The following is a 23,579-nucleotide window of genomic DNA, read 5'->3' on the forward strand; positions in this document are numbered from 1 at the left end:
CCGTGCTCGACTGGCTGACCTCCGCGGCGTTGCACGCGTTCGGTGCCCCAACCACCTGGGCTGAGCTGCTCGGATTCGCCAGCGGCCTGCTCTGCGTCTATCTCGTCGTGCGCCAGCACATCGCGAACTGGCCGGTCGGGATCGCCAACAACCTGCTGTTCATCGTCGCCTTCTGGCACGTCGGGCTCTTCGGCGACGCCTGGCTGCAGGTCGTCTACGTCGCCCTCGGCGCCTACGGCTGGTGGTGCTGGAGCACCGGTCGGCTGCAGCAGCGGGTGCGCACCACGACCCGGGCCGAGTGGTGGTGGCTCGCGGTTGCGGGCGTGCTGCTGAGCGTGGCGCTGTGGTGGTACCTCGACCGCTTCACCGAATCCACGGTCCCCTGGCCGGACGCGCTCACGACCGCCGTGTCGCTGCTCGCGACCTACGGCCAGACCAGGCGCCTGGTGGAGAGCTGGTGGCTGTGGATCTCGGTCGACATCGTCTACATCCCGCTGTACGGCTACAAGGACCTCTGGCTCACCGCGCTGCTGTACCTCGTCTTCCTGACGCTGTGCGTCTTCGGCCTGCGGGCCTGGCGGGCCGAGCTGCGCCGCGCGCCGGAGGGGAGCCCGGCGTGGTCCACGGACTAGTCATCGGCAAGTTCTACCCGCCGCACGCGGGCCACCATCACCTCATCGACACCGCCGCCCGCGCCTGCGACGAGGTGACCGTCGTGGTCGCGCCCTCGACGGTGGAGTCGATCCCGCTCGAGGACCGGGTCGCGTGGCTGCGCGAGGTGCACGCCGCGTCGCCGCACGTCCGCTTCGTCGGCATCTACGACGACACCCCGATCGACTACGGCTCCGAGGCCGCCTGGGACGCCCACACGGCCACGTTCCGCCGGGCCGTCGGCGCGAAGAAGGTCGACCGGGTCTTCTCCTCGGAGGAGTACGGCGAGGAGCTGGCCCGCCGCTTCGGCGCCCGCCACGTCCCGGTCGACCCGGCCCGCGGCACGGTTCCCGTCTCCGGCACCGCCGTGCGCGCCGACCCCGTCGCCCACTGGGACAAGCTGGCGCCGCCGGTGCGCGGCTGGTTCGCGAAGCGGGTCGTGGTCGTCGGCGCGGAGTCGACGGGCACGACCACCCTGGCCCGCGCCCTGGCCTCGCACCTGCGCCTGCGTGGAGGCGTGTTCGCGGGCACGACCTGGGTCGAGGAGTACGGCCGCACCCTCACCGCGCTCAAGATGGCGCGGCTGCGCCCGGGCCAGACGATGGCCGACCTGGTGTGGACGCGCGACGACTTCGTGACCGTCGCGCGTGAGCAGAACGCCGCCGAGGACGCCGCGGCGCGGGCCGGCGGGCCGGTGCTCGTCTGCGACACCGACAGCTTCGCGACCGCGATCTGGGAGGAGCGGTACCTCGGCCACACCTCCGAGCCGGTCCGCGCCGCCGCCCGCCGGCCGGACCTGTACCTGCTCACCAGCGACGAGGACGTCCCGTTCGAGGACGACGGCATGCGCGACGGCGAGCACCTGCGCGCCTGGATGACGGGCCGGTTCCGCGACGAGCTCGCCGGGCGCGGGGTGCCCTGGATCGAGCTCTCCGGGCCGTACCGCCGCCGCCTCACAAGCGCCGTCAGGGCGGTCGACGACGTGCTCGCCGCGGGCTGGAATCTGGCATCGCCGCTGCTCCCGGCCGACTCGAACAGAATTGTCGGAGGGTCCTGCTAACGTCCCGCCCATGACGATCGGCACCAACCTCACCACCTTCGCGGGCCTGCCCGTCCGGCCGTTCAAGCCCGGCACCCGGGTGCAGCGGCACGGCGAGCGGGTCGCATGGCGGATCAGCGTCCGCTACGACGACGGGGAGCGGGAGGTCGCCGACGCCCTCAACGCGCTCATGGACACGGTCGGCGCGCACCACATCACCGCGCTGGTGATCGGCTCGTGGGGCGAGTCGCAGGCCTCCGGGCCGCCGCTGCACCTGCTCACCGCCGCCCGCGACCGGCTCACCGAGCTGCGCGCGCTGTTCGTCGGCGAGATGACCTACGAGGAGTGCGAGATCTCCTGGATCAACCAGGGGGAATACGCGCCGCTGCTGGGCGCCTTCCCGGCCCTGGAGGTGCTGCACATCCGCGGCGCCGACGGGCTGCGGCTAGCCCCGGTGCGCCACCGCCGGCTGCGGGAGCTGTGCGTGGAGAGCGGCGGGCTGCCGGCCTCGTTCATCCGCGGCTTCAACGACTCCTCGTTCCCCGCCCTCACGGATCTGGAGCTGTGGCTGGGCACCCAGGAATACGGCGGCGACGCGGTCGTCGACGACCTCGCCCCGATCATGACCGGCACCGAGCTGCCCGCGCTCAGGCGGCTGGCCCTGCGCAACGCGGAGATCGCCGACGACGTCGCCACGGCCCTGGCCGCCGCGCCCGTCGTGGCCCGGCTGGAGAGCCTCGACCTGTCGATGGGCGCGCTGTCCGACGCCGGCGCCGAGGCGCTGCTGCTCGGCCAGCCGCTGACCCACCTGCGCTCGCTCGACCTGTCGCACCACTTCATGTCGAAGGAGATGGCCACCCGGTTCGCCGAGGAGCTGCCCGGCGTCCGCGTCGACGTCTCCGACGAGCAGGAGGCCGACGAGGACGGCTTCAGATACGTCTCGGTCGCGGAATGATCACCGTCGTCGGCATCCCGGGGCACCGGCGGGTGGAGCTGTTCCGCGCCGCCGCCGTGGCCGCGGGGTGGCCCGCGCCCGCGGTCGTGGGCTGGCGGGACGTGTGCGCCGGCGACTTCGCGATCGCCCCCGGATCGCTGGTGCGGCTGGAGTCGCCGGGGGAGGACGCCGAGGTCGACCGGCTGCTGCGCGGCGCCGACCGGGCCGCCGGGCACGGCGAGATCGTCGGCCTCGCCGCCTGGTATGCGGGGTTCGTCGCCGCCGCCCGCCGGGTCGAGCGCGCCGCCACCGGCCCGCTCACGACGCCGGTGGACGAGCTGGCCGTCATGTTCGACAAGCGCCGCTGCCACGGCCTGCTGCGGGAGCGCGGCGTGCCGGTCCCGGCCGGGTTCCCGGCCACGAGCTACGCGGAGGTCCGCGCCGCCGGCTGGTCGCGGGTCTTCGTCAAGCCCGCGCACGGCAGCTCCGCGTCCGGCGTCGTCGCGCTGGCGTTCAACCGGTCCAGGGTCAGCGCCCACACCTCGGTCGGCGTCGAGGACGGGCGGCTCTACAACGAGCTGCGCGTGCACCACTACACCGACGAGCGCACGGTCGCCGCGATCATCGACCGGCTCGGCGCCGACGGCCTGCACGTCGAGCGCTGGTTCCCGAAGGCCACCCACGCCGGCACGGTCTTCGACCTGCGGGTCGTGGTCATCGCCGGCCGGGCGAGCCACGTCGTCGCCCGCACCAGCCGCACCCCGCTGACCAACCTGCACCTGGGCAACGCCCGCGGCGACCTGGCCGCGATCCGGGCCGCGGCGGGGGAGGAGCGCTGGGCGGCCGCCCTGCAGACGTGCGAGCGGGCCGCCGCCTGCTTCCCGGGCAGCCTGCACGCCGGCGTCGACCTGATGTTCGCGCCCGGCTTCGGCGAGCACGCCGTCGCCGAGGTCAACGCGTTCGGCGACCTGCTGCCGAACCTGCTCGTCGACGGTCGCGACACCTACGCGGCCGAGGTCGCGGCCCTGCCGAGCTGGGCGGTGCCGGTGTGAAGTCGCTCCTGGGCAGCCACGACCTGCTCTTCGTCACGCTCGACACGCTGCGCTACGACGTCGCCGCCGACCTGCTCGCCGCGGGCCGCACGCCCAACCTGGCCCGGGTCCTGCCGGGCGGCGCGTGGGAGCGGCGGCAGTCGCCGGCCTCGTTCACCTACGCGGCCCACCACGCGTTCTTCGCCGGGTTCCTGCCCACACCGCCGACGCCCGGCCCGCACGAGCGCCCGTTCGCGGCCCGGTTCGCCGGCAGCACCACCGTCGGCGCCGACACCTGGGAGTTCGACGCGCCGGACGTGGTGACCGCGCTGCGCGCCGAGGGCTATCACACGATCTGCCTCGGCGGCGTCGGGTTCTTCGCGATGACGTCCCCGCTCGGCAGCGTCCTGCCGGCCCTGTTCGACGAGGCCCACTGGTCGCGCGCGACGGGCGTCACCAACCCGGCCTGCTTCGAGGTCCAGCTCGAGACCCTGCGAGCGGCCCTCCCCGGCGCCGGGCCGTTGTTCACCTTCGTCAACGTCGCCGCCCTGCACCAGCCCAACAAGCACTACCTGCCCGGCGCCGAGGAGGACTCCATCGCGTCGCACGGGGCGGCGCTGGAATACGTCGACCGCCACCTCCCGCGGCTGCTGCGCCTGGTGACCTCGCGCGGCCGTCCCTGCCGCGTCATCCTGTGCAGCGACCACGGCACCGCCTACGGCGAGGACGGGCACACCGGGCACCGGGTCGCGCACGAGGTCGTGTGGACCGTGCCCTACGCCGAGCTGACCCTGGAGGCGGGCGCATGGTGAACCTCGGCTCGCCGTATCAGGGCTACCTGTACGCGTATCCGCACAAGACCGCCTACCGCCCCCTCGACCCGCGGCCCCGCCTCGCGGACGTCTGGGCCGGCGAGGACCTGGCGAACCTGTTCCTCTACGTGCACGTGCCCTACTGCGAGATGCGCTGCGGCTTCTGCAACCTCTTCACCCGCGCCAACCCGCCGCACGAGCAGGTCACCGCCTACCTGGCCCAGCTGCGCCGGCAGACGGCCCGCGCGATGGCCGCGATCCCCGGCGCCCGGTTCGCGCGGGCGGCGATCGGCGGCGGCACCCCGACCTATCTCACCGCGCCCGAGCTGACCGAGCTGTTCGACCTGATCGAGCGCGGCACCGGGTTCGCGCGGGGGCCGATGTCGGTCGAGACCTCCCCGGCGACGGCCACCCCCGACCGGCTCAAGGTGCTCAACGAGCGCGGCGCGACCCGGATCAGCATCGGCGTGCAGAGCTTCCTCGACGCCGAGGCCCACGCCGCCGGCCGGCCCCAGCACCGCCCCGAGGTCGACCGGGCCCTCGACGCGATCCGCGCCGCCGGCCCGGCCGGGCTCAACATCGACCTCATCTATGGCATCCCCGGCCAGACCCGCACGACCTGGGACGAGTCCCTGAGCACGGCGCTGCGCTGGGGGCCCGAGGAGCTGTACCTCTACCCGCTCTACGTCCGCCCGCAGACCGGCCTCGGACGGCGGAGCAAGGGCGCCGACCCGCAGTGGGACGCGCAGCGCCTGGAGCTCTACCGCCACGCCGTGGCCAGGCTCACCGCCGAGGGCTACGAGCAGCGCTCGATGCGCCAGTTCCGCCGGCCGGACGGGCGGCCGGACACACCCGACGAGTACTGCTGCCAGGACGACGGCATGGTCGGCCTCGGCTGCGGCGCCCGCTCCTACACGCGGGCGCTGCACTACTCGTTCGACTACGCGGTCGGCGTCCCGCACGTGCGGGGCATCCTCGCCGACTACCTCGCGCGCCCCGAGGCCGACTTCGACGTCGCCGAGGTCGGGTTCGCCCTCGACGCGGCCGAGCAGCGGCGCCGCTGGCTGCTCAAGTCGCTGCTGCGGGCCGAGGGCGTGGACCCGGCGGGGTATTCGGCGCGGTTCGGGACCTCGGTCGACGACGACTTCCCGGCCCTGGCCCGGCTCCGCGACGCCGGCTACGCCGAGGGCCACCGGCTCACCGCCGAGGGCCTCGCCCACTCCGACGCGATCGGGCCCTGGCTCATCTCGGCCGGCGTCCGCGAGGCCATGGCCGGGCACGTGACGCGATGAGGATCCTCTACCGCGGCCCGCTCGCGAGCTGCAACTACGACTGCCCGTACTGCCCGTTCGCCAAGCGCCGCGACCCGCCCGACCTGCTGCGCGCCGACCGGGCCGCGCTGGAGCGGTTCGTCGCCTGGGTCCGCGACGCCGACGAGCCGGTGGAGGTGCTGTTCACGCCCTGGGGCGAGGGTCTCACCCGCAGCTGGTACCGCAGCGCCCTGATCGAGCTGTCCCACCTGCCGCACGTCGGCCGCGCCGCGATCCAGACGAACCTGTCGGCCCGGCTCGGCTGGGTCGCGGACGCGGACCCCGCGAAGCTGGCGCTGTGGTGCACGTACCACCCGGGCCAGACGACGCAGGAACGCTTCCTGGCCGCGAGCGCCACGCTGCGGGAGCACGGCATCCGGCACTCCGCCGGCATCGTCGGGCTCCCCGGGCACCTCGAGGCCGCCGGGCGGCTCAAGGAACGGCTCGGCCCGGACGTGTACCTCTGGGTGAACGCCGCCGACGGCCACGTCTACGGCGCCGAGGAGGAGGCGGCCTGGACGGCGATCGACCCGCTGTTCGGCTACAGCGTCCGGCCGCACCTGTCCCTGGGGATGCCGTGCCGCACCGGCGACGAGGTCGTCTCGGTGTCCGGCGACGGCACCGTGCGCCGCTGCCACTTCGTGCCCGAGGTGCTGGGCAACCTCTACGACGGCTCGTGGACGGCCCGGCGCGCCGAGCGGCCCTGCCCGAACGCGATCTGCGACTGCCACATCGGCTACGTGCACCTCAAGACGCTGCCGCTGTACGACGTCTTCGCGGGCGGTGTGCTGGAGCGCATCCCTGGCGGGGGTCCCGGCCGGTAGCAGCCATACTGGACCGCATGGACAACCTGATCGCGTTCGCGTCGCGACGGCTGGTGGAGGACGAGTCGCTGACCCCGGGATACGTGTACCACGACCCGGAGGACGCCACCCTGCCGCCCGGCCCCGGCGGACGCACGGCCAGCGGCTGGAACCTGCTCGTCGGCGACGAGACCGACGAGCAGCTGGCCGACGCGGGCGAGCTGCTCATGCCGGAGCTGGAGTGGCTGGTCGAGCGGTATCCGGCGTTCGGCAAGATCGTCGCCGCGGGCTCGGAGGGCCGGCAGTTCGAGTGGGACGCCGACGCCGGCCGTTACACCGACGTCGGCCCCTCGACCGGATTCCCGGAGGACTGAGCTAGTAGTTCCCGGCGCGGCTGGCCGTCATCAGGGCGCGTACGTTCTGCACGTACTGCGGGTTCGGGTACACCCCGCCCGCGTAGTCGACCCCGCCGGGACCCCAGTTGTACGCGGAGATGACCGCGTTGAGCAGCTTCGTGTCGGTCATGTCATACGTGCCGAGCTTGGGCCCGAAGTACGCGATGAGCCAGGCGAGGTAGTTCGCGCCGAGCATCACGTTCTGGTCGGGTTTGGTGCGATCCCAGCTCGTGCCGAAGCGGGTGTTCACGAACGTCTGGGTGCTCGGCATGATCTGCATCACCCCGAGGCCGCCGTCACACGCCGTGATGTCCGTCTGCCACCCGCTCTCCTGCTCGGCCACCGCGTAGAGCAGCCGCTGCGGCACCACGATCTGCTCGTAGTCCGGGTCGGTCTTGGTGCCCCAGAAGTGCGTGGTCGCGGCCTTGTCGAGGTATCCCTTCACGGTCGCCTTGGGCAGCTGGTTCGTCCCGCGCACCGGCGTGCACGTGGTGTGCGGCGGGGCCGGGGGCAGGACCGTCTCGGTGACCTTCGGCGACGGCTTCTTGGTCGGCTTCTTCGTCTGCGTCGGCGCCTTCGACGTCGGCGGGGCCGAGGTCGTCTCCACGATCTCGACGGGCGCCTCGGTGCTCGGCGGCGCCGCCGAGACCGGTGCGATCGGCACGGACCCGTCGTGCCGCTCCTGCGCGGCGGGCTTGCTGGAGCCCACGCCCTTGACCAGGGTCGCCCCGATCACCCCGCAGCCGACCAGCACCACGGCCATCGCGACCGAGAGCAGTATCCATCCGAGGTTGCGTTTCGGCCGGCGCCGCTCTTCGTAAGCTTCGAACTCCGCAGTGTCATCATCCATCGACGTGTGTTCTCCTCCCCGTGCACGTCAGGCTAGCCCCAATTACCAGACGCGCGGGACCCCCGATTTCCATGACACGGCGCCTGGAACAATGGAAGACATGCAGACCCGTTCAGACCTCCGCAACGTGGCCATCGTCGCCCACGTCGACCACGGCAAGACCACCCTCGTCGACGCGATGTTGCGGCAGTCCGGCGCGTTCCACGCCCGCGCCGAGCTCACCGACCGGGTCATGGACTCGATGGACCTCGAGCGCGAGAAGGGCATCACCATTCTCGCCAAGAACACCGCGGTGCGCTATGTCCCCCAGGACGGTGGCGACCCGGTCACGATCAACATCATCGACACGCCGGGCCACGCCGACTTCGGCGGCGAGGTCGAGCGCGGCCTGACCATGGTCGACGGCGTGGTGCTGCTGGTCGACGCGAGCGAGGGCCCGCTGCCGCAGACCCGGTTCGTGCTGCGCAAGGCGCTCAAGGCCCGCATGCCGATCATCCTGGTGATCAACAAGGTCGACCGCCCCGACGCGCGGATCAAGGAGGTCGTCGACGAGACCTACGAGCTCTTCCTCGACCTCGACGCCGACGAGGAGCAGATCGACTTCCCGATCGTCTACGCCTGCGCCCGCGACGGCATCGCCTCGCTGACCCAGCCCAAGGACGGCACGGTCCCCGAGGACAGCGACAACCTGCAGCCGCTGTTCCGCACGCTGCTCGGCACCATTCCGGCGCCCGCCTACGACGAGGACGCCCCGCTGCAGGCCCACGTCACCAACCTCGACGCGTCGCCGTTCCTCGGCCGCCTGGCCCTGTGCCGGGTCCGCCAGGGCCGCATCCGCAAGGGCCAGACGGTGGCCTGGTGCCGCGAGGACGGCACGCAGACCAGCGTGCGCATCTCCGAGCTGCTCATGACCGAGGCGCTGGAGCGCAAGCCGGCCGAGGAGGCCGGGCCGGGCGACATCATCGCCGTGGCCGGCATCGGCGAGATCATGATCGGCGACACGCTCGCCGACGCCGAGAACCCCGTGCCGCTGCCGCGCATCACCGTCGACGAGCCGGCCATCTCGATGACCATCGGCACCAACACCTCGCCGCTGGCCGGCAAGGTCAAGGGGGCCAAGGTCACCGCCCGCCTGGTGCGCGACCGCCTCGAGCGCGAGCTCGTCGGCAACGTGTCGCTGCGGGTGCTGCCGACCGAGCGCCCGGACGCGTGGGAGGTCCAGGGCCGCGGCGAGCTGGCGCTGGCGATCCTGGTGGAGCAGATGCGGCGCGAGGGCTACGAGCTCACCGTGGGCAAGCCGCAGGTGGTGACCCGGGAGATCGACGGCAAGGTCCACGAGCCGACCGAGCGGCTCACGATCGACGCGCCGGAGGAGTACCTCGGCGCGATCACCCAGCTGCTGGCGACCCGCAAGGGCCGCATGGAGCAGATGGTCAACCACGGCACCGGCTGGATCCGCATGGAGTGGCTGGTCCCGGCCCGCGGCCTGATCGGCTTCCGGACCGAGTTCCTCACCGACACCCGCGGCACGGGCATCCTGCACCACGTGTTCGAGTCCTACGAGCCGTGGTATGGCGAGCTGCGCACCCGCGCCACCGGCTCGCTGGTCGCCGACCGCTCGGGCGTGGCGACGCCGTTCGCGATGATGAACCTGCAGGAGCGCGGCTCGATGTTCGTGGAGCCGACCACCGAGGTGTACGAGGGCATGATCGTCGGCGAGAACTCCCGCGCCGACGACATGGACGTCAACATCACCAAGGAGAAGAAGCTCACGAACATGCGCTCGTCGGCCGCGGACGAGACCGAGAAGCTGATCCCGCCGCGCAAGCTGTCGCTGGAGCAGGCCCTCGAGTTCTGCCGCGAGGACGAGTGCGTGGAGATCACGCCGGACGCGGTCCGCATCCGCAAGGTCATGCTCGACCAGAAGGACCGCGAGCGCGTGGCGCGCAAGCGGGCGCACTCCTAAAGGCTCCTCAAGGCAAAGCTCCTCAAGGTAAAAGCCGGAAGCGGTCATTGCTCGGGTCCGCGTCACCTGCGGACCGTCGCTCCCGCCAGGAATCCCGGCCTCCGTCGTGGCAAGAGCGGCGTCCTACTCGGTAGGGCGCCGCTGCGCCGGGACCTCCTCGGGCGTGTAGCGGCCCGACTCCAGCGACCAGTCCACGTTGCCACGAATCCAGTGGACCAGGTCGCCGACGCCGATGACGCAGCTCGGGTCGTCCCACCAGCGCGCCTCGAGCCGGTCCCGGGCGACCTGGAACTCCAGCACCCGGGCGTCGTGCTCGGCCACCGCCGCGAGCACGGCCTCGTCCAGCGCCAGCCGCTGCTCGCGCTGGAACGAGAACACGATGTTGTGGTGGTCGCCGACCGCGGCCTCCTTCGGCCACGAGATCAGGTCGTTGAAGATCCCGATCACCGTGCCGGCCGTGCGCCGGGCGATGGCGAAGTCCTGGTCCTCGAGCAGCGCCGCCGGCAGCTCCACGCCGTGCATCGGCTCGATGAGGTCGAAGAACATGTCGGTCGCGGCGCTGTGGTGGCGCATGCGGCGGTACTCGTCCAGCAGCGGCGGCCGGTCCGCGATCCGGTTGCCGGCCTCCCAGAGCGTGCCGGCCAGGTAGTCCGCCACGTGCCCGACGAACCGCTCCCGCCAGGCCGGGCTGACCCGCGGCTCCGTGCGCCGCCACACCTCACCCAGCGCCGAGGCGAGGGGCCGGCCCAGCGCCGTGTCCAGGACCGGCGCCGGCTGCTGGTCGCGCAGCAGCCGCACGACCTCGGTCACCGCCGCGCGGGCGGGCTCCGGGTCGCGTACGAGCGCCCGCTCCAACAGGTCGTCGAGCACGAAGATGCTGATCAGCCACGCGGTGGCCAGGCGCAGCTCGGGCTCGGCGGCGTCCGGGTGGGCGCGGCACATGAGGTTGGCGAACCGGGCCCGCGCGAAGGTCGCGCGGGCACCGGGCCGCTCGAGCAGCCCGTGCCGCGTCGCCCAGTGCAGCGACCACCGTTGGACGGCATCGGCGTGCGGTGAGATCCGCGGTGTAAACGGGCACAACACCGAGGGGGCCGACAGATGGCCCCGGTACGTCATTTCGTGCAATTTGCATCACCTGCCCGCCGTGGTACCTCATCCTCGCGCTGATTGACCCGCAACGCGAGGCCCGGCGAGCTATTCATGCATTTTTGTGAGCTTTGTCCGGTTGTGCGGCAGCTGCACGCTCGTCACGCCGCGCCTTGACCAGCGACGCGACGGTCGTGATGGCCAGGGTGCCGATGATCACCGCGAGTGAGGTCTGGATGCCGATGTGCGGGGCCCAGGAGACGTGCTTGCCGCCGTTGACGAACGGCAGGTTGTTGTCCGCGAGCGCCTCCAGGAACAGCTTCACCCCGATGAAGCCGAGCACGACGCTGAGGCCGATCGAGAGGTACACGAGCCGGTCGAGCAGGCCGCCGATCAGGAAGTACAGCTGCCGGAGCCCCATCAGGGCGAACACGTTGGCGGTGAAGACCAGGTACGGCTCGGCGGTGAGCCCGAAGATCGCGGGGATCGAGTCGAGCGCGAAGATGAGGTCCGTCGTGCCGATCGCGATGAGCACCACGATCATCGGCGTCATGTGCAGGCGGCCGCGCTCGTCACGCGCCGTGAGCCGCGACTCCTGGTACTTCGGCGTCATCGGCAACACGCGCCGTGACCAGCGGATCAGCGCGTTCTCCTTGAAGTCCTCCGCCTCGGTCTCGCCCTGCGTCGCGAGCTTGACCGCCGTATAGATCAGGAACGCGGCGAAGATGTAGAAGACCCACGAGAACCGGCTGATCGCGGCCGACCCGACCGCGATGAACCCGCCGCGCATGACCAGCGCGAGCACGATCCCGATCAGCAGCACCTTCTGCTGATACTGCCGCGGCACCTTGAACCGCGACAGGATGATCACGAAGACGAACAGGTTGTCGACGGAGAGGCTGTACTCGGTCAGCCAGCCCGCGTAGAACTCGCCGGCGTAGTTCCCGCCCCACTTGGCCAGCACGAACAGGCCGAAGAGGAGGGCGAGCCCGACGTACACCGTGACCCAGATCGTCGATTCTTTGATCGACGGCTCGTGGGGCCGTCGGGCGACGATCGCGAGATCGAACAGCAGAATCGCGCCCAGCCCGACGAGTGTCGCGGTCCAGACCCAGCCGGCAACGTCCACGTGAAATTCCTCCGGTAGACACACCACAGGCCACGCCGACCCGGGAGGGCCGCGTGGGCTGTGTAGTTGACACCGGAGGTCTCTTCCGCCACCCGCCGAAGCCGGATGACCGACGGCGCCGGGTGTGACTCCCACGTCACCGTGGGACACCGTGCTGACGACGACCGCCGCGGGGGAATACTCCCCTCCTGTTGCTCGTCAACCATTGTCCACCAGGCCGCCACGTCCTGACGCGCAGGGGCCGAAAAAATGTCGTACCCCCCGTCTATCGTGCGGTGCGTCGGAGGGCGTTTCAACGTTCACTCATGTCCGCGCCATCCACACAGCTCGAGGGGGAGTGCGATCGTGTATCGGCAAGGTGACGTGCTGTTGGTGCCAGTCCCGGCCGCAGAGGTGCCCGCGACCGCCGTTGCGGCACCCCGTGACCGCGCGGGCCGCATGGTCCTGGCGCGCGGCGAGGCCACGGGCCACGCCCACGTGATCGTCGGCCCCGACACCCTGCTCCTGGCCGACCGCGACGACATCGACCGCCTCTTTGTGAAGATCGTCACCAAGGCGCGGGTCGTCCACGAGGAGCACGGGACCATCACCATCCCCGCGGGCTCCTACCGCATCGTGCGCCAGCGCGAATACGTCCCCGGCGCCTACCGCTACGTGGCCGACTGATGACCACGCCGCTGCCGCCCTCGTCCCGCGACTGTTGGATGGCCGACTGATGACCACCGCGCTCACCACCGCCGAGTCCCGGGCCGCCGCCCTCGGCGCCGTCTCCGCCAAATGGCTGGCCGCGGGCCTGTCGACCCAGCCGGCCGACCGCCAGGCCGCCGAGGAGGCCGTGCGCCTGGCCTACCGCTCGGCCGGGCTCCCGGCGCCCCGCCACATCGTCTGGTTCGCCTCCCCGCTGGCCGGCGCCCGGGCCGCGGCCCTGCTGACCGGCCGCCGTGGCCTGCCCGGCACCCCGGCCGACCCCGCGGACAACGCCATCGAGGCCGAGCTGCGCGCCCAGGGCTGCCCGCCCGTCCACGGCTCGGCCGGCGCCTCGGTGCGCGCCGCCGTCCGCACCAACCCCTGGGCCGCGGCCCGGGCCGAGGCCCACGACCTGCTGGGCCCCGACGGCTGGGCGGGCCTGTGGTCGGCCTGCGGCGCCGACGTCTGGCGCCTGATCAACGACCGCGTCGCGACCCCGCTGCGCACCCACCTGCGCGGCGAGCTCCCGGTCCACGCCCGGGCGGTGCTGCTGGACGCGGTCGGCGGCCAGCACGACGCGGGCTGGCTGGCCGCCTTCGACGCCTCGGCCGCCCCCGCCACGCCTGCACCGGCTGCCGCCGTCCCCGCCGTGGTGGAGCCCTCGTTCAGCGTCGGCCCGGTCGGCGCGGCCGCCTGGGCCGCGACCCGCGCCGCAACCCCCGAGGAGCCCGAGGAGCCCGTCTTCAGCGCCGGCCCGGTCGGCGCCGTCTGGGCCACGACGGGCACCGGCACCGCCGAGGCCGCCCTGCACACCGTCCAGCGCCTGGCCGGCCTGGCCGGGGTGGCCCGCTCGGCCGGCTGGTGGTGGCCCTACGCGAACGTCGCCATCCTGACCGACCGCCCCGACGCCGTGCACCGCGACAACATCGGCCGCCTGCACGCCGCCGACGCCCCCGCCCTGCACTACACCGACGGCTACGCCCTGCACGCCTGGCGCGGCATGCCCATCCCGTCCGACCTGGTCGACCGCCTGGGCCGGCTGACCTACCGCCAGATCGCCGGCGAGCGCAACGCCGAGCTGCGCCGCGTCATGCTGGAGCACTTCGGCTACGAGCGCTACCTGCGCGAGGCCGGCGCCCATCGCGTGTCGCAGGACGAGACCGGCATCCTGTGGCGCCTGAACTTCAGCGACGACGAGCCCCTGGTCATGGTCGAGGTCGTCAACAGCACCCCGGAGCCGGACGGCACGAGCCGCGTCTACTGGCTGCGCGTGCCCCCGACGACGCGAACGGCCCGCGAGGGCGTCGCGTGGACCTTCGGCCTGACCGAGGCCGAATACCGCCCCCTGATCCAAACCTGACGCCGTTCGTCCCGACTCCCGAGCTTCTGGAGTCAGTGGGCGAGCCGCGGGCGCTCCCGCGGTTCCGTACGTCCCGACTCCCGAGCTCCCGACTCCCGAGCTCCCGACTCCCGAGCTCCCGACTCCCGAGCTCCCGACTCCCGAGCTCCCGACTCCCGAGCTCCCGACTCCCGACTCCCGAACTCCCGGGGTCAGTGGGCGAGGGGGAGCGTGACGAACGATGGGGCGAGCACCTCCTGGCGCACCTTCCGCAGCTCGAGCTCGTGCCCGAGCGGCGCCCCCGTGCCCGGGTTACGGCTGAACCGCGGATGGGCCCCGCCGCTCACCTGGATGCGGATGCGGCGGCCGGCGGCAAAGCGATGCGCCGTCGGCCACAGCTCCACGTGGACCGGCGCGCTCAGGTCCCGGTCGGCGGCCGCCCGTGCCAGCCCGTCGCAGATGTTCCAGGAGCGACCCTGCTCGTCGACCTCGCAGAGCCGGACGAACACGTCGAAGTAGGGCGCCCGCACGTCACCGTCGCGCTCCGCCGTCGTCGCGCGCACCACGATGTCGGCCGAGACCGGCCCGACCACGTCGAGCGGCTCGGCCAGCGGCGCGGACGTGAACGTGAGCACATCGGGCCGCGCCTCGAGCGGCCGGTTGTCCCGCCGCCCGGCGATCTTGCCGACGAGCCGGGGCCCGCCCAGCGCCGGCGTGGGTTCTTTCGGGTCGTACACGAACGAGTCGAGCACATCGCCCGAGGCCTCGCGCACGGCCCTGCCCTCGGGCGCGGCCGTCGGCGTCGGCCAGTCGAGCTCGTCCTCGACTCCGGACTCGGGCTCGCCCTCAGCCGTGGCCGTGGCCGCGAGCGAGGCGGTCGGCGTCGGCCAGCCCAGGTCGTCCGCGATCTCGGTGCCGTTCCGGCCCCTGTCGCCGCTCTCGATCGAGGGCTCGGCGGGCGCGGCGGGCTCGGCGGGCGCGGCGGCGACCGGGGTCGGCCAGCCGAGCGCGTCCGGGTCGAGCCGGCCGGGGTCGTCGGCCGTGCGCTCGCCGGGGCTCTCGGGCGTGAGGGTGGCGGACTCCGCGAGGTACCAGCGCTGCGGCGTGCTCGACGGCGGCGGCCAGTCCGCGAGCTCGAGCCAGCCGTCGGCCCCGCCCACGTGCACGCGCACCGGGCGGTCGCGGATCTGCTCGGGGCCGCCCGTGTGCGCGCGGAACCAGGCGACGGCCTCGGCGGCGGACTGCTGGAAGAGGCCCGCGCTGCCGTGGTGCCAGGGGCCGATGGTGAGGTACGGCTGCTGCCCGGCCGCGCGCAGCGCCGTGTAGTCGGCGAGCTGCCAGGGCAGGAAGATGTCGTACCAGCCGCCGATCATGAGCACCGGCGCGGTGACCCGCGGGAGCCGGTGCGTGTGCCCGCGCTGCGTCCAGTACGGCGCGGCCGGGTCGGCCTCGGCCAGCCAGCGCTGGAAGAACTCGATCTCGGCCCCGACGGTCACCCGGTCGGCCTCGGCCATCGGCACCCGTGCGAGCCCGCGCTGCAGGCGGGGCTGGCCGCGCAGGAGCTCGACCGCGTTCTCCAGCCGCGGCCCCCGCTGGGCCTCCAGCAGCGCCGACCACGTCAGCACCGTGTCCAGCGAGAACGCCCCGCCGGCATAGGTCGGCGGCCCGAAGTCCGAGGCGGTCACGATCGTCGCCATCGCCTTGAGCTCGTCGCCGGCCTCGGCCGCGAGGGCCCACTGGACGAACCCGACGTAGCTCGGCCCGTAGGTGAGCAGCCGCCCGTCGTACCACGGCTGCAGCCGCAGCCAGTCGAGCGTGTCGAGGCCGTCCTCGCGCTCCTGCAGCAGCGGCTCGAACGTGCCGCTGGAGTCCGCCGTCCCCCGGCACGACTGGATGAGCACGTTGAACCCGCGCTGCGCCACGGCCCGGCAGAGAATGCTGACCGGCGCCCCACGGCCGTAGGGCGTGCGCACGAGCACGGTCGGCACCTCGGCGTCGATCGCGGGCGCGTAGTGATCGGCGCGCAGGTTGGCCCCGTCGCGCATCCGGATCGGAAGGGCCCGCGTCACCCGGACCCGCCCGGTCACGGCGGGCGGCAACTTGAGCAGACGACCAACCGGATCCAGCCTCATGCGTCCCGAGCGTAGCGTCCGCCCCACGCGCGACCTCCGCGCTCCACCCGCCCCGCCAGTTGGGCGCCGACACGCGCCTATGCTCCGGGCGCTCGCGGGCTGCCCAGCCCTCGTCTACGCCGACATCGCCGACATCGGCACGCACATCCCGCCCGAGGTCCCCGCACGCGTTCGCAGGCCGCACACCCTGCGACGCGTCGGCCTCGGCGCCGGCTCACGCGTCCGCCGGGAAGCCGGCCAGGTTCGTCGCCTCATCCATGCCCCGAGCCGTTCCGATCCTGTGCCCTTGCAACGCCATCGCCCATGCGCCGCCAACGGCGCCCACGCCCTGACGCCGCCGATGGCGGCGCAGAAACGACTGCCCTTGCAACGCCATCGCCCATGCGCCGCCAACGGCGCCCACGCCCTGACGTCGCCGATGGCGGCGCAGAAACGACATGTCGGGCGCTCCGCACCACGACATGTCGGATTTATCGCCCGACAGGGCATAAATGCGAAAAGTCGCGGCGCGGAGCGCCCGACTTTTCGGGCCGTAGGGCTACAGGCTCACGTCCGCGCCGTCGAGGCCCCGGGCGGCGGCCAGCGCCTCGGCCTCGTGCCGCAGCGCCTGGCGAGCCGCGGCCGAGAGCGGTAACCAGGGCGTGACCGTCACGTCGAGCCGCTTGCGGGCCGCCCGGGCGCGCCAGGTTCCGGCGAGGTCGGCGTCGAGGAGCAGTACGCCCGGATTGCCGAGCATGCGCCAGACCTCCTTGGACTGGGCCTGGTCCGGCACCAGCAACGCACGGTCGCGCGCCTGTAGGAACGGGTCCGACGGGGGCAGGAGCCGGACGCCGTGCACCGGCGGCGCGCCGAGCAGCACGTCGAGGTGCTCCGGCGGCAGCCACGCCTTGCGGCCGTCGACGGAGACCGCGGCGAGGTCCGCCGGCCAGACCGGCTTGAGCGCGGCGACGCTCGTCCCGAGGTACTTGGCCACGTCCCCGATGGTCGCCGGGCCGAGCACGCGCAGGTAGGCGCGCACGAAGCCGGCCGTGTCCGACGCCGCCGCGGGCAGGGGCGGGCGCGGGTCGAGCGGGGCGAGGATCGTCTTGGCGGCGTCCTCCTCGAGACGGACCCCGCCGCCGAGGCCCGCCTGCTGGAACAGGCCGCCCGAGATGTGCCGGGCGCCGCAGGGCCCGCAGTCGAACGTGAGCTCCTTCGGCACCAGGTCGGTGACCGCGCGGCTCACGTCGCCCTTGGCGGTCGGCGCCCGTACGACCTCCCGGAACGCCGCCGCCGTCGCGCGGAACGCCTCGATGCCCAGCTCGGACGCGGCCTTCGGCAGGCGACCGGTCGCGAACCGGGCCGCGGCGTCGGCGTCGGAGAGCGGCCAGAGCGCCGCGGCGAGGGCGGGCAGGTCGGCCGGGCGGTGCAGGTGCGGGGCGCCGCGGGTGGTCCACGCGAGGGTCAGGCCGCCGGCGAGCGGGTCGGTGCAGCGCGCGGCGAGCGCCTGCCGGGCCGTGCCCGCGGGCACGTTGGGCACGCCGAGATCGAGCACCCCGAGCCCGGCCGGACCGCCGCCGAGGCGCTCATGCAGGCCGTTCATGATGGTTCGGTACCGCATGACCCGCGCCCGGTCGACCGCTGGCGAGCTGCTCATGTCCTTATTGTGACCGGCCGCCGCGCGGTGCACGATTGCCGTATGCCGGATGAGCGCTTCACGGATGCCGAGATGAGCTTCCTGCGGCATGCGCGCTTCGGGGAACTGCCCGCGCCCGTGCGGCCCGAGGACCGGGTCGAACTCGAGGAGACCGACCCGCCGCGCGCGTGGCCCGACCTCGGCCCGAGCCGGGAGCAGCAGGACGTCCAGCGGGCCGGGGCATAGCACTCAGAGCCGGTAGCGCTCAAAGCGGATAGCGCTCAGAGCCGGTAGCGCTCAAAGCGGATAGCGCTCAGAGCCGGTAGCGCTCAGAGCCGGTGGTGCGATCCGTCGGGGTCGGGCATTTCCGGGTTGTCGGGCATGTCCGGCGGGGTCGTCGCGGCCGACGGCGGCGTGGCGTCGGGCGACATCCACTCCGACTCGCGCTCCTCGGCCAGGGTCTCGTCGGTCTCGCCCTGCGTGGCCCACCCGGCGGCGCCGGAGCCCACGAGCGAGTGGTCGGATTCGGTCATACCCATCGGCTACCCGTGCCACGAACGGGCAAACCGCGCACATCCTGTCCGACCGGCCGTACGGCACGGCTGGCTCAATCGACCGGGTGACCTCGGTTGAGCAATTCGCCTACGGCTGGATCACGCCGGCGCTCGCCCTCGCGCTGTCGATGCTGGGCTGCCTGCTCGGCACGTTCCTGACCAGCCGCTCCCGGGCCTCCACCGGCGGCAGCCGGGCCCGCTGGCTCACCCTGTCGGCGCTGGCGATCGGCGGTACGGGCAGCTGGGTGCCCCACTTCATGGCGATGCTCGGCGTCGATGTGCCGGGTACCGACGTGCGGTACGACATCCCGATCACGGTTCTCGGGTTCGGCATCGCCGTGGTCGTCTACTGTCTCGGGCTCTACATCGCCGGCTGGGGCCGCCCGAGCGCCTGGAAGGTCCTGCCGGCCGGGGTGCTGACGGGCATCGGGCTGACCGCGGCGTACGCGACCGGGCCGATGTCCATGCGCGTCGCCGGGATCATCGCGTACGACGCGCCGACGCTGCTCATCGCCGCCGTCGCCGCGATCGTCGGGGCGACCGTGACGCTCTGGTGCGCGAGCGTTGTGCGGGGTACGACGGCCATGCTCTGCGCCTCGGTGATCATGGCGCTCGCCGTGTGCAGCACCCACTACATGGTCATGGCCGCGCTGCGGGTGCAGCCCGCGCCCGGCGGCGCCGAGGTCGCGGGCGTCACGCTGCTCACCCTGCTGGCGCCCGTGTGCGTCGCGGCCGCCCTGGTGCTGGCCGGTCTCGCGTACAGCACCGTCGGCTTCACCGTCCGCCAGGACACCGCGCGCGAGGAGGCGCTGCTGCGCCGGGCCCGCGACATGTACTCGGTCGCGACCCTCCAGCGCGCGGCCGAGCACCGGCGCCAGGAACGCGAAGGGGACCGCGGCCGGGCCGCGGTCCCCTCGCATCGCTGAGCGCTGACGGCTACTTCAGCGCGGCGGCCGGGTCGGCGGCCACCTGGGCCAGCCGCTCCGGCGTGACCGAGCCGATGAGCACCCGGCCGTCGTCGGTGAACAGCACGCTCACCAGCTTGCTGTTGAACGTGCGGCCACCGTTGCCGGTGGGCAGCTGGGCGATGGCGTCCTGTGCCTTCTTCTGCTCGTCGGCGGACGCGCCCTTGGTCCCGTCGGAGGACCGCAGCACCAGCACGGATGCCCAGCCGGTGCCGATGACCGCGGTCTTCGGCTTGTCACCGGTATTCTCGTGCTGCTGCTTCTGCTGCTCGGCCTGCGCCGCCTTCTCGTCCGGGTTCGCCTCGGTGACCTTGGTCCCCGCGGGCGGGTTGAACGTGAATTCGGCGTCGTCCGGCCGGGCGAAGTTCACCGAGGTGAACGCCACCTCGAACGCCGGGTTGGCCGTGCCCCGGGGCAGGACCTGCACCCGCAGCGGCAGCTTCTTCTCGGCGTCGATGGCCAGGCGAACCTCCCCGACCAGCGACGAGGTGTCGCGGGGCCGGAGCACCAGCTCGTAGGCGTTGCGGCCGGCGATCTTCGCCGACGTGCCCGTGGAGACCTGCGTGGTCGGGTCGATCGCCTTCAGCGCCAGGTCGGCGGCCTCCTGCGGCGACTTCGGCAGGTCCGTCGGCGACGGCTGCGCGCCCCCCTCGCCCTTCCCCGGCTGCCCGGCGAAGTGCTGCGCCTCCTTGGCCTGCGAGTCCCAGACCCAGGTGTCGTTGCCGTTGTGGACGATGTCGCTCTGCCCCTGCGTGCCGAGCAGTGAGACGCGGGCCTTGTCGGGGCCCGAGTACCACACGCGCAGGGTGTGCTTGCCGGAGACGAGCGACGTGAGCTTGGCGCTCTGGTCGCCCGTCAGGAGCGGGATCGCCGGCAGTCCGAGGTCGGCGCGCTCGACCACCGTGCCGGACAGTCCGTCCAGCGTGGCCGTTTGCAGATCGACGAGCAGCTGCGCAGCGGTGCGCGGCGGCAGGTCGGGCTCGGCGGCGACGGCGAGGGTCTTCGCGGCCACGCCCGCACCGACCACAGCGACCGCAGCAGCCGCGGGCACCGCCCACCGAAGGACGGGTCGTGACGTGAAAGTGGACATTGGTTGCACCTCCTGCCAACCATGGTGCGGTGACGCGGCTGTGACATCGCTGAGACCGTCTGTGCCGGGCCACAGGCGAGCATGCCACGCTGTACCGCGTGCGGCTGCTGGTGGTAGAGGACGAGATGCGCATGGCCAACGCGTTGCAGCGTGGCCTGCAGGCGGAGGGTTTCGCCGTCGACGTGGCCGGCGACGGCCCGAACGGGCTCGAGATGGCCCGCCACGGCGGGTACGACGCGGTGATCCTGGACATCATGCTGCCCGGTTTGTCCGGGTACCGTGTGGTGCAGGCCCTGCGCGCCGAGAAGAACTGGGTGCCGGTGCTCATGCTCTCGGCCAAGGACGGCGAGTACGACCAGGCCGACGGGCTCGACTGCGGCGCCGACGACTACCTCACGAAGCCGTTCTCGTACGTCGTGCTCGTGGCCCGGCTGCGCGCCCTGCTGCGCCGCGGCGCGCCCGAGCGGCCGAGCGTGCTCACCGTCGGGGAGCTGTCCCTCGATCCCGCCCGGCGCCGCGTGACCAGCGCGGGGGAGGAGATCGTGCTCACGGCGCGGGAGTATGCGCTGCTGGAGTACCTCATGCGCCGGCCCGGCCAGGTGGTGTCGAAGACGGAGCTGCTCGACCACGTGTGGGACGCCAGCATCGACACCGCACCCAACGCCGTCGAGGTCTACGTGGGGTACCTGCGGCGCAAGCTCGGCCGCGACCTCCTCGAGACCGTCCGCGGCGCCGGCTACCGGCTGCGCACATGAGGTGGTGGGCGTCACTCTCGCTGCGCGGCCGGCTCGTCCTGCTGGGCACCACGGGTCTCGTGGTCGGCCTGAGCATCGCGGGGGCGGCGATGGCGTTCGCGATGACGTACAGCTTCCGGGGTTCCCTCGACCGCTCCGCGGACTCCACGGTCGCCGAGATGGCCTCGCTGCTCAACGAGGGCGGGAAACTGCCCGAGACCCTGCCGGCCCCCGCCAACCAGGTCGTCCAGATCCTCGACCCGGACCGGACCAGCGTGCTGGCCGGCGATCGAAGTGCCGATTTACTGGTACCAATCCTGCGGGGACCGGAGATCGACCGCGCCCTGCACGGTGAACGCGTCGAGGTCCCCGGCGACCGCGCCGTCCAGCCCGACATGCTCCGGGTCACCGCCCACCGCGCCGCCGACGGCCGGATCATCCTCGTCGCCGTCCCGCTCGCGGACTACCACCGCAGCCTCGACCTCCTTCGCAACGCCCTCTGGGTCACCTACCCGGCGCTCATAGCCGTCCTGGTCGCCATAGCCTGGCGCGTGGTCGGCGCCGCCCTCTCCCCGGTGGACCGCCTCCGCTCGGGGGCCGAGCGCATCACGGGCGCCGCGACCGACGAGCGCCTGCCCGTACCGCCCTCCAGCGACGAGATCCAGCGCCTGGCGATCACCCTGAACCACATGCTGGACCGCCTGGCCGTCTCCCGCGCCCGCCAGCGCTCGTTCATCGCCGACGCCGCCCACGAGCTGCGCAGCCCCCTGGCCTCGATCCGCATCCAGATCGAGGTGGCCCAGAAACTCGGCGACTGGGCCGCAGTCTCCGACGACGTGATCGCGGACCTCGACCGCCTGTCCCGCCTCGTGGACGACCTGCTCCTGCTGGCGCGCGCCGACGCCTCGGACCACCGCCGGGCCGCGGTGGAGCCGGTCGAGCTGCGCACCGTGCTCACCACCCTCGCCAAGCGATACGACACTGTCACCGTCACGCCGGGCGAGTCCCTCTGGACCGAGGGCGACCCGGACGCGCTGCACCGCATCGTCCTGAACCTCGTGGACAACGCCGTACGCCACGCCCGCTCACGCGTCACCCTGGCAGTCGTTCCCGAGGGCACGTCGGAGGTCCTGGTAACGGTCACCGACGACGGCGAGGGCATCCCTGCCCCACTCCGCGAGCGCGTCTTCGACCGCTTCGCCCGCCTGGACGACGGCCGCGCTCGGGACGCCGGCGGCAGCGGCCTGGGCCTGGCGATCGTCCGCGAGCTGACCCGCCGCCACGGCGGCACAGCACGCCTGGCGGACGCCCGCCCCGGCATCCGGGCCGAGATCCGCCTGCCCCGCCTGCCGGACAGCACCATGTAACCACCTCACCCCGTGCGTTTGCTCTCCTGCCGTGCTCCGGCCCACGGCCCGGCTTGTGCTCCGGTCCACGGCCCGGCTTGTGCTGCGGGCCGCGGCACGCCGGCCCTGTCTTCGGTTCCTCGGGGCGCTGCGGTGATTCTTTCGCGCCGCGCCGCGCCGCGCCTCGTCCCGGGCTCGGCCTTGCTCTGCCCGCTCAGCTCTGCCCGCTTAGCCCTGCCGGCCTGGTGCTGCCGGCCTGGTGCTGCCGTGCGGACGACGGTCTGTCGATGGTGCTGTGAGGCCCTGGTTGACCCACGGCGTGTGCTCGGCCTGGTCCTGGCGCTGTTCGGCGCTGTGGCGCCGTCAGCCGATGGCCCGTTGGAACCACTCGAGTGCCGACGGCTGCAGCCGTCGTCTTCCACGCCCGCGCCGCACTTTGCCTGCCCCGGCGACGGCGACGGGATCTCCCACACCCGTCTAGCGGGCTGCACTCGCGACTGCAGCTCGCTCAGGTTCTGACGCCGCCTTTCTTCTGATCAGTCGAAGGTAACCTCCTTGGTCGCCACGGTCCCGCCGCGCCGGCCCGGGGCGTGCTCGTCCGCCCAGTACAGGTTGGTGTGGGCGATGACCTGCTCCGGCGCCGGCGCACCCCACTCCGTCAGGTCTTCCGTCGTGTGCGCGTCTTCGACCAGCGTCGCGTCGTAGCCGCGCACCAGCGCCCCGTGAAGCGTGGCGCGGATACACATGTCGGTCTGCGCCCCGGTGACCACCAGCCGTCCGACGCCCAGCTCGGCCAGCCGCTGCTCCAGGTCCGTGCTCTCGAACGAGTCCGAATACCGCTTGTGCACCAGCGGCTCCGACTCGCGCGGACCGAGCTCGGGCACGATCTTCCAGTCCTCGGTGTCGCGGAGGAGGTGCTCGTCGTCGGAGTGCTGCACCCACACGACGGGCACACTCTCGGCCCGGGCCTTGTCGAGCAGGGTGTTGATGTTGGCGATGACGCCATTCCGGTTGTGGGCGCGGCTGACGCTGCCGTTCTGGACGTCGACGATGAGCAGTGCGGTGTGCGGCCGGCCGGTCAATGTCGTCATGCCAAGCAATCTAAACCCAG

General features: G+C 72.7%; 24 protein-coding genes. 15 read left to right on the forward strand and 9 right to left on the reverse strand.

The features are described from left to right. The first annotated feature begins 2 nt into the window (after window positions 1-2). The 8 genes from pnuC to AC6JBM_RS54615 are packed head-to-tail and all read left to right on the forward strand — an operon-like array spanning window position 3 to window position 6,954. Window positions 3-632, forward strand: a complete 630-nt coding sequence (gene pnuC, locus AC6JBM_RS54580; RefSeq protein ID WP_497981323.1) for a nicotinamide riboside transporter PnuC — start codon at window positions 3-5, stop codon at window positions 630-632. Continuing rightward, entirely contained in the window at window positions 617-1,711 is a 1,095-nt protein-coding gene (locus AC6JBM_RS54585; protein WP_497981324.1) for an AAA family ATPase, read from the forward strand. Before pnuC ends, AC6JBM_RS54585 begins: the two co-directional genes overlap by 16 nt. Window positions 1,712-1,721: 10 nt before the next feature. Continuing rightward, the gene (locus AC6JBM_RS54590) at window positions 1,722-2,645 is read left to right on the forward strand and encodes an STM4015 family protein (RefSeq protein WP_497981325.1); all 924 of its coding nucleotides are present in this window, start codon (window positions 1,722-1,724) and stop codon (window positions 2,643-2,645) included. Beyond that, on the forward strand, window positions 2,642-3,676 hold the full coding sequence (locus AC6JBM_RS54595) for an STM4014 family protein (RefSeq protein WP_497981326.1): 1,035 nt from the start codon (window positions 2,642-2,644) through the stop codon (window positions 3,674-3,676). Before AC6JBM_RS54590 ends, AC6JBM_RS54595 begins: the two co-directional genes overlap by 4 nt. Continuing rightward, entirely contained in the window at window positions 3,673-4,467 is a 795-nt protein-coding gene (locus AC6JBM_RS54600; RefSeq protein WP_497981327.1) for an STM4013/SEN3800 family hydrolase, read from the forward strand. The genes AC6JBM_RS54595 and AC6JBM_RS54600 overlap by 4 nt, the downstream gene beginning before the upstream one ends. Then, the gene (locus AC6JBM_RS54605) at window positions 4,461-5,759 is read left to right on the forward strand and encodes an STM4012 family radical SAM protein (RefSeq protein WP_497981328.1); all 1,299 of its coding nucleotides are present in this window, start codon (window positions 4,461-4,463) and stop codon (window positions 5,757-5,759) included. The genes AC6JBM_RS54600 and AC6JBM_RS54605 overlap by 7 nt, the downstream gene beginning before the upstream one ends. After that, window positions 5,756-6,601: an STM4011 family radical SAM protein gene (locus AC6JBM_RS54610; RefSeq protein WP_497981329.1), complete on the forward strand. Its 846-nt coding sequence runs from the start codon at window positions 5,756-5,758 to the stop codon at window positions 6,599-6,601. Before AC6JBM_RS54605 ends, AC6JBM_RS54610 begins: the two co-directional genes overlap by 4 nt. Window positions 6,602-6,618: 17 nt before the next feature. Beyond that, window positions 6,619-6,954 (forward strand): hypothetical protein, encoded by a 336-nt coding sequence (locus AC6JBM_RS54615; protein WP_497981330.1) that lies wholly within the window; start codon window positions 6,619-6,621, stop codon window positions 6,952-6,954. A 1-nt stretch (window position 6,955) separates the two neighbouring features. Here AC6JBM_RS54615 and AC6JBM_RS54620 read toward each other — a convergent pair whose 3' ends face one another. Next, window positions 6,956-7,738, reverse strand: coding sequence for a lytic transglycosylase domain-containing protein (locus tag AC6JBM_RS54620; RefSeq protein ID WP_497981331.1), 783 nt, complete (start codon window positions 7,736-7,738; stop codon window positions 6,956-6,958). Window positions 7,739-7,925: 187 nt separating this feature from the next. Between AC6JBM_RS54620 and typA the strand changes: the two genes are divergently transcribed. Then, a complete protein-coding gene (typA, locus tag AC6JBM_RS54625; RefSeq protein ID WP_497981332.1) occupies window positions 7,926-9,791 on the forward strand; it encodes a translational GTPase TypA in 1,866 nt (621 codons plus the stop codon). A gap of 123 nt (window positions 9,792-9,914) precedes the next feature. On the opposite strand, the gene AC6JBM_RS54630 is transcribed toward typA, so the two are convergent. Beyond that, window positions 9,915-10,874 (reverse strand): terpene synthase family protein, encoded by a 960-nt coding sequence (locus AC6JBM_RS54630; RefSeq protein WP_497981333.1) that lies wholly within the window; start codon window positions 10,872-10,874, stop codon window positions 9,915-9,917. 115 nt (window positions 10,875-10,989) lie between these two features. Then, window positions 10,990-12,006 (reverse strand): TerC family protein, encoded by a 1,017-nt coding sequence (locus AC6JBM_RS54635; protein ID WP_497981334.1) that lies wholly within the window; start codon window positions 12,004-12,006, stop codon window positions 10,990-10,992. A 363-nt stretch (window positions 12,007-12,369) separates the two neighbouring features. On the opposite strand from AC6JBM_RS54635, the gene AC6JBM_RS54640 reads away from it, so the two are divergent. After that, on the forward strand, window positions 12,370-12,672 hold the full coding sequence (locus tag AC6JBM_RS54640; protein WP_350612697.1) for a DUF8820 family protein: 303 nt from the start codon (window positions 12,370-12,372) through the stop codon (window positions 12,670-12,672). A gap of 49 nt (window positions 12,673-12,721) precedes the next feature. Continuing rightward, window positions 12,722-14,053 (forward strand): DUF6745 domain-containing protein, encoded by a 1,332-nt coding sequence (locus AC6JBM_RS54645; RefSeq protein ID WP_497981335.1) that lies wholly within the window; start codon window positions 12,722-12,724, stop codon window positions 14,051-14,053. Window positions 14,054-14,244: 191 nt separating this feature from the next. Here the strand turns inward: AC6JBM_RS54645 and AC6JBM_RS54650 are convergent, their stop codons facing one another. The 3 genes from AC6JBM_RS54650 to AC6JBM_RS54660 all read right to left on the reverse strand — a co-directional run bounded on the left by AC6JBM_RS54650 (window position 14,245) and on the right by AC6JBM_RS54660 (window position 17,800). Next, window positions 14,245-16,164, reverse strand: a complete 1,920-nt coding sequence (locus tag AC6JBM_RS54650) for a CocE/NonD family hydrolase (protein ID WP_497981336.1) — start codon at window positions 16,162-16,164, stop codon at window positions 14,245-14,247. A 214-nt stretch (window positions 16,165-16,378) separates the two neighbouring features. Then, complete coding sequence (locus AC6JBM_RS54655) at window positions 16,379-16,603, reverse strand: hypothetical protein (RefSeq protein WP_497981337.1); 225 nt, start codon at window positions 16,601-16,603, stop codon at window positions 16,379-16,381. Window positions 16,604-16,702: 99 nt separating this feature from the next. Continuing rightward, complete coding sequence (locus AC6JBM_RS54660) at window positions 16,703-17,800, reverse strand: DNA glycosylase AlkZ-like family protein (RefSeq protein WP_497981338.1); 1,098 nt, start codon at window positions 17,798-17,800, stop codon at window positions 16,703-16,705. 42 nt (window positions 17,801-17,842) lie between these two features. Here AC6JBM_RS54660 and AC6JBM_RS54665 point away from each other — a divergent pair, with 42 nt between their 5' ends. Next, window positions 17,843-18,025 carry a hypothetical protein gene (locus tag AC6JBM_RS54665; protein ID WP_497981339.1) on the forward strand — a complete coding sequence of 61 codons (183 nt, stop codon included), beginning with the start codon at window positions 17,843-17,845 and terminating at the stop codon, window positions 18,023-18,025. 83 nt (window positions 18,026-18,108) lie between these two features. Here the strand turns inward: AC6JBM_RS54665 and AC6JBM_RS54670 are convergent, their stop codons facing one another. Continuing rightward, entirely contained in the window at window positions 18,109-18,312 is a 204-nt protein-coding gene (locus AC6JBM_RS54670; RefSeq protein ID WP_497981340.1) for a hypothetical protein, read from the reverse strand. Window positions 18,313-18,398: 86 nt separating this feature from the next. Between AC6JBM_RS54670 and AC6JBM_RS54675 the strand changes: the two genes are divergently transcribed. Next, entirely contained in the window at window positions 18,399-19,259 is an 861-nt protein-coding gene (locus AC6JBM_RS54675; RefSeq protein ID WP_497981341.1) for an MHYT domain-containing protein, read from the forward strand. A 10-nt stretch (window positions 19,260-19,269) separates the two neighbouring features. On the opposite strand, the gene AC6JBM_RS54680 is transcribed toward AC6JBM_RS54675, so the two are convergent. Next, window positions 19,270-20,310 (reverse strand): LolA family protein, encoded by a 1,041-nt coding sequence (locus AC6JBM_RS54680; protein WP_497981342.1) that lies wholly within the window; start codon window positions 20,308-20,310, stop codon window positions 19,270-19,272. Between the two features lie 176 nt (window positions 20,311-20,486). Between AC6JBM_RS54680 and AC6JBM_RS54685 the strand changes: the two genes are divergently transcribed. Both AC6JBM_RS54685 and AC6JBM_RS54690 read left to right on the forward strand, forming a co-directional pair. After that, entirely contained in the window at window positions 20,487-21,143 is a 657-nt protein-coding gene (locus AC6JBM_RS54685; protein ID WP_497981343.1) for a response regulator transcription factor, read from the forward strand. After that, complete coding sequence (locus AC6JBM_RS54690) at window positions 21,140-22,489, forward strand: ATP-binding protein (protein ID WP_497981344.1); 1,350 nt, start codon at window positions 21,140-21,142, stop codon at window positions 22,487-22,489. Before AC6JBM_RS54685 ends, AC6JBM_RS54690 begins: the two co-directional genes overlap by 4 nt. A 515-nt stretch (window positions 22,490-23,004) precedes the next feature. Here the strand turns inward: AC6JBM_RS54690 and AC6JBM_RS54695 are convergent. Then, window positions 23,005-23,559 (reverse strand): cysteine hydrolase family protein, encoded by a 555-nt coding sequence (locus tag AC6JBM_RS54695; RefSeq protein WP_497981345.1) that lies wholly within the window; start codon window positions 23,557-23,559, stop codon window positions 23,005-23,007. Between the last annotated feature and the right edge of the window lie 20 nt (window positions 23,560-23,579).

Source organism: Dactylosporangium thailandense, from assembly GCF_059739745.1.

Bases quoted from the DNA above. Each gene is read 5' to 3' on its own strand.
- AC6JBM_RS54655 (WP_497981337.1), bottom strand. From the start codon at position 16,603: ATGTCGTTTCTGCGCCGCCATCGGCGACGTCAGGGCGTGGGCGCCGTT.
- AC6JBM_RS54690 (WP_497981344.1), top strand. From the start codon at position 21,140: ATGAGGTGGTGGGCGTCACTCTCGCTGCGCGGCCGGCTCGTCCTGCTG.
- AC6JBM_RS54670 (WP_497981340.1), bottom strand. From the start codon at position 18,312: ATGACCGAATCCGACCACTCGCTCGTGGGCTCCGGCGCCGCCGGGTGG.
- AC6JBM_RS54695 (WP_497981345.1), bottom strand. From the start codon at position 23,559: ATGACGACATTGACCGGCCGGCCGCACACCGCACTGCTCATCGTCGAC.
- AC6JBM_RS54660 (WP_497981338.1), bottom strand. From the start codon at position 17,800: ATGAGCAGCTCGCCAGCGGTCGACCGGGCGCGGGTCATGCGGTACCGA.
- AC6JBM_RS54610 (WP_497981329.1), top strand. From the start codon at position 5,756: ATGAGGATCCTCTACCGCGGCCCGCTCGCGAGCTGCAACTACGACTGC.
- AC6JBM_RS54665 (WP_497981339.1), top strand. From the start codon at position 17,843: ATGCCGGATGAGCGCTTCACGGATGCCGAGATGAGCTTCCTGCGGCAT.
- AC6JBM_RS54605 (WP_497981328.1), top strand. From the start codon at position 4,461: ATGGTGAACCTCGGCTCGCCGTATCAGGGCTACCTGTACGCGTATCCG.
- AC6JBM_RS54620 (WP_497981331.1), bottom strand. From the start codon at position 7,738: ATGGCCGTGGTGCTGGTCGGCTGCGGGGTGATCGGGGCGACCCTGGTC.
- AC6JBM_RS54650 (WP_497981336.1), bottom strand. From the start codon at position 16,164: ATGAGGCTGGATCCGGTTGGTCGTCTGCTCAAGTTGCCGCCCGCCGTG.
- AC6JBM_RS54595 (WP_497981326.1), top strand. From the start codon at position 2,642: ATGATCACCGTCGTCGGCATCCCGGGGCACCGGCGGGTGGAGCTGTTC.
- AC6JBM_RS54615 (WP_497981330.1), top strand. From the start codon at position 6,619: ATGGACAACCTGATCGCGTTCGCGTCGCGACGGCTGGTGGAGGACGAG.
- AC6JBM_RS54645 (WP_497981335.1), top strand. From the start codon at position 12,722: ATGACCACCGCGCTCACCACCGCCGAGTCCCGGGCCGCCGCCCTCGGC.
- typA (WP_497981332.1), top strand. From the start codon at position 7,926: ATGCAGACCCGTTCAGACCTCCGCAACGTGGCCATCGTCGCCCACGTC.
- AC6JBM_RS54590 (WP_497981325.1), top strand. From the start codon at position 1,722: ATGACGATCGGCACCAACCTCACCACCTTCGCGGGCCTGCCCGTCCGG.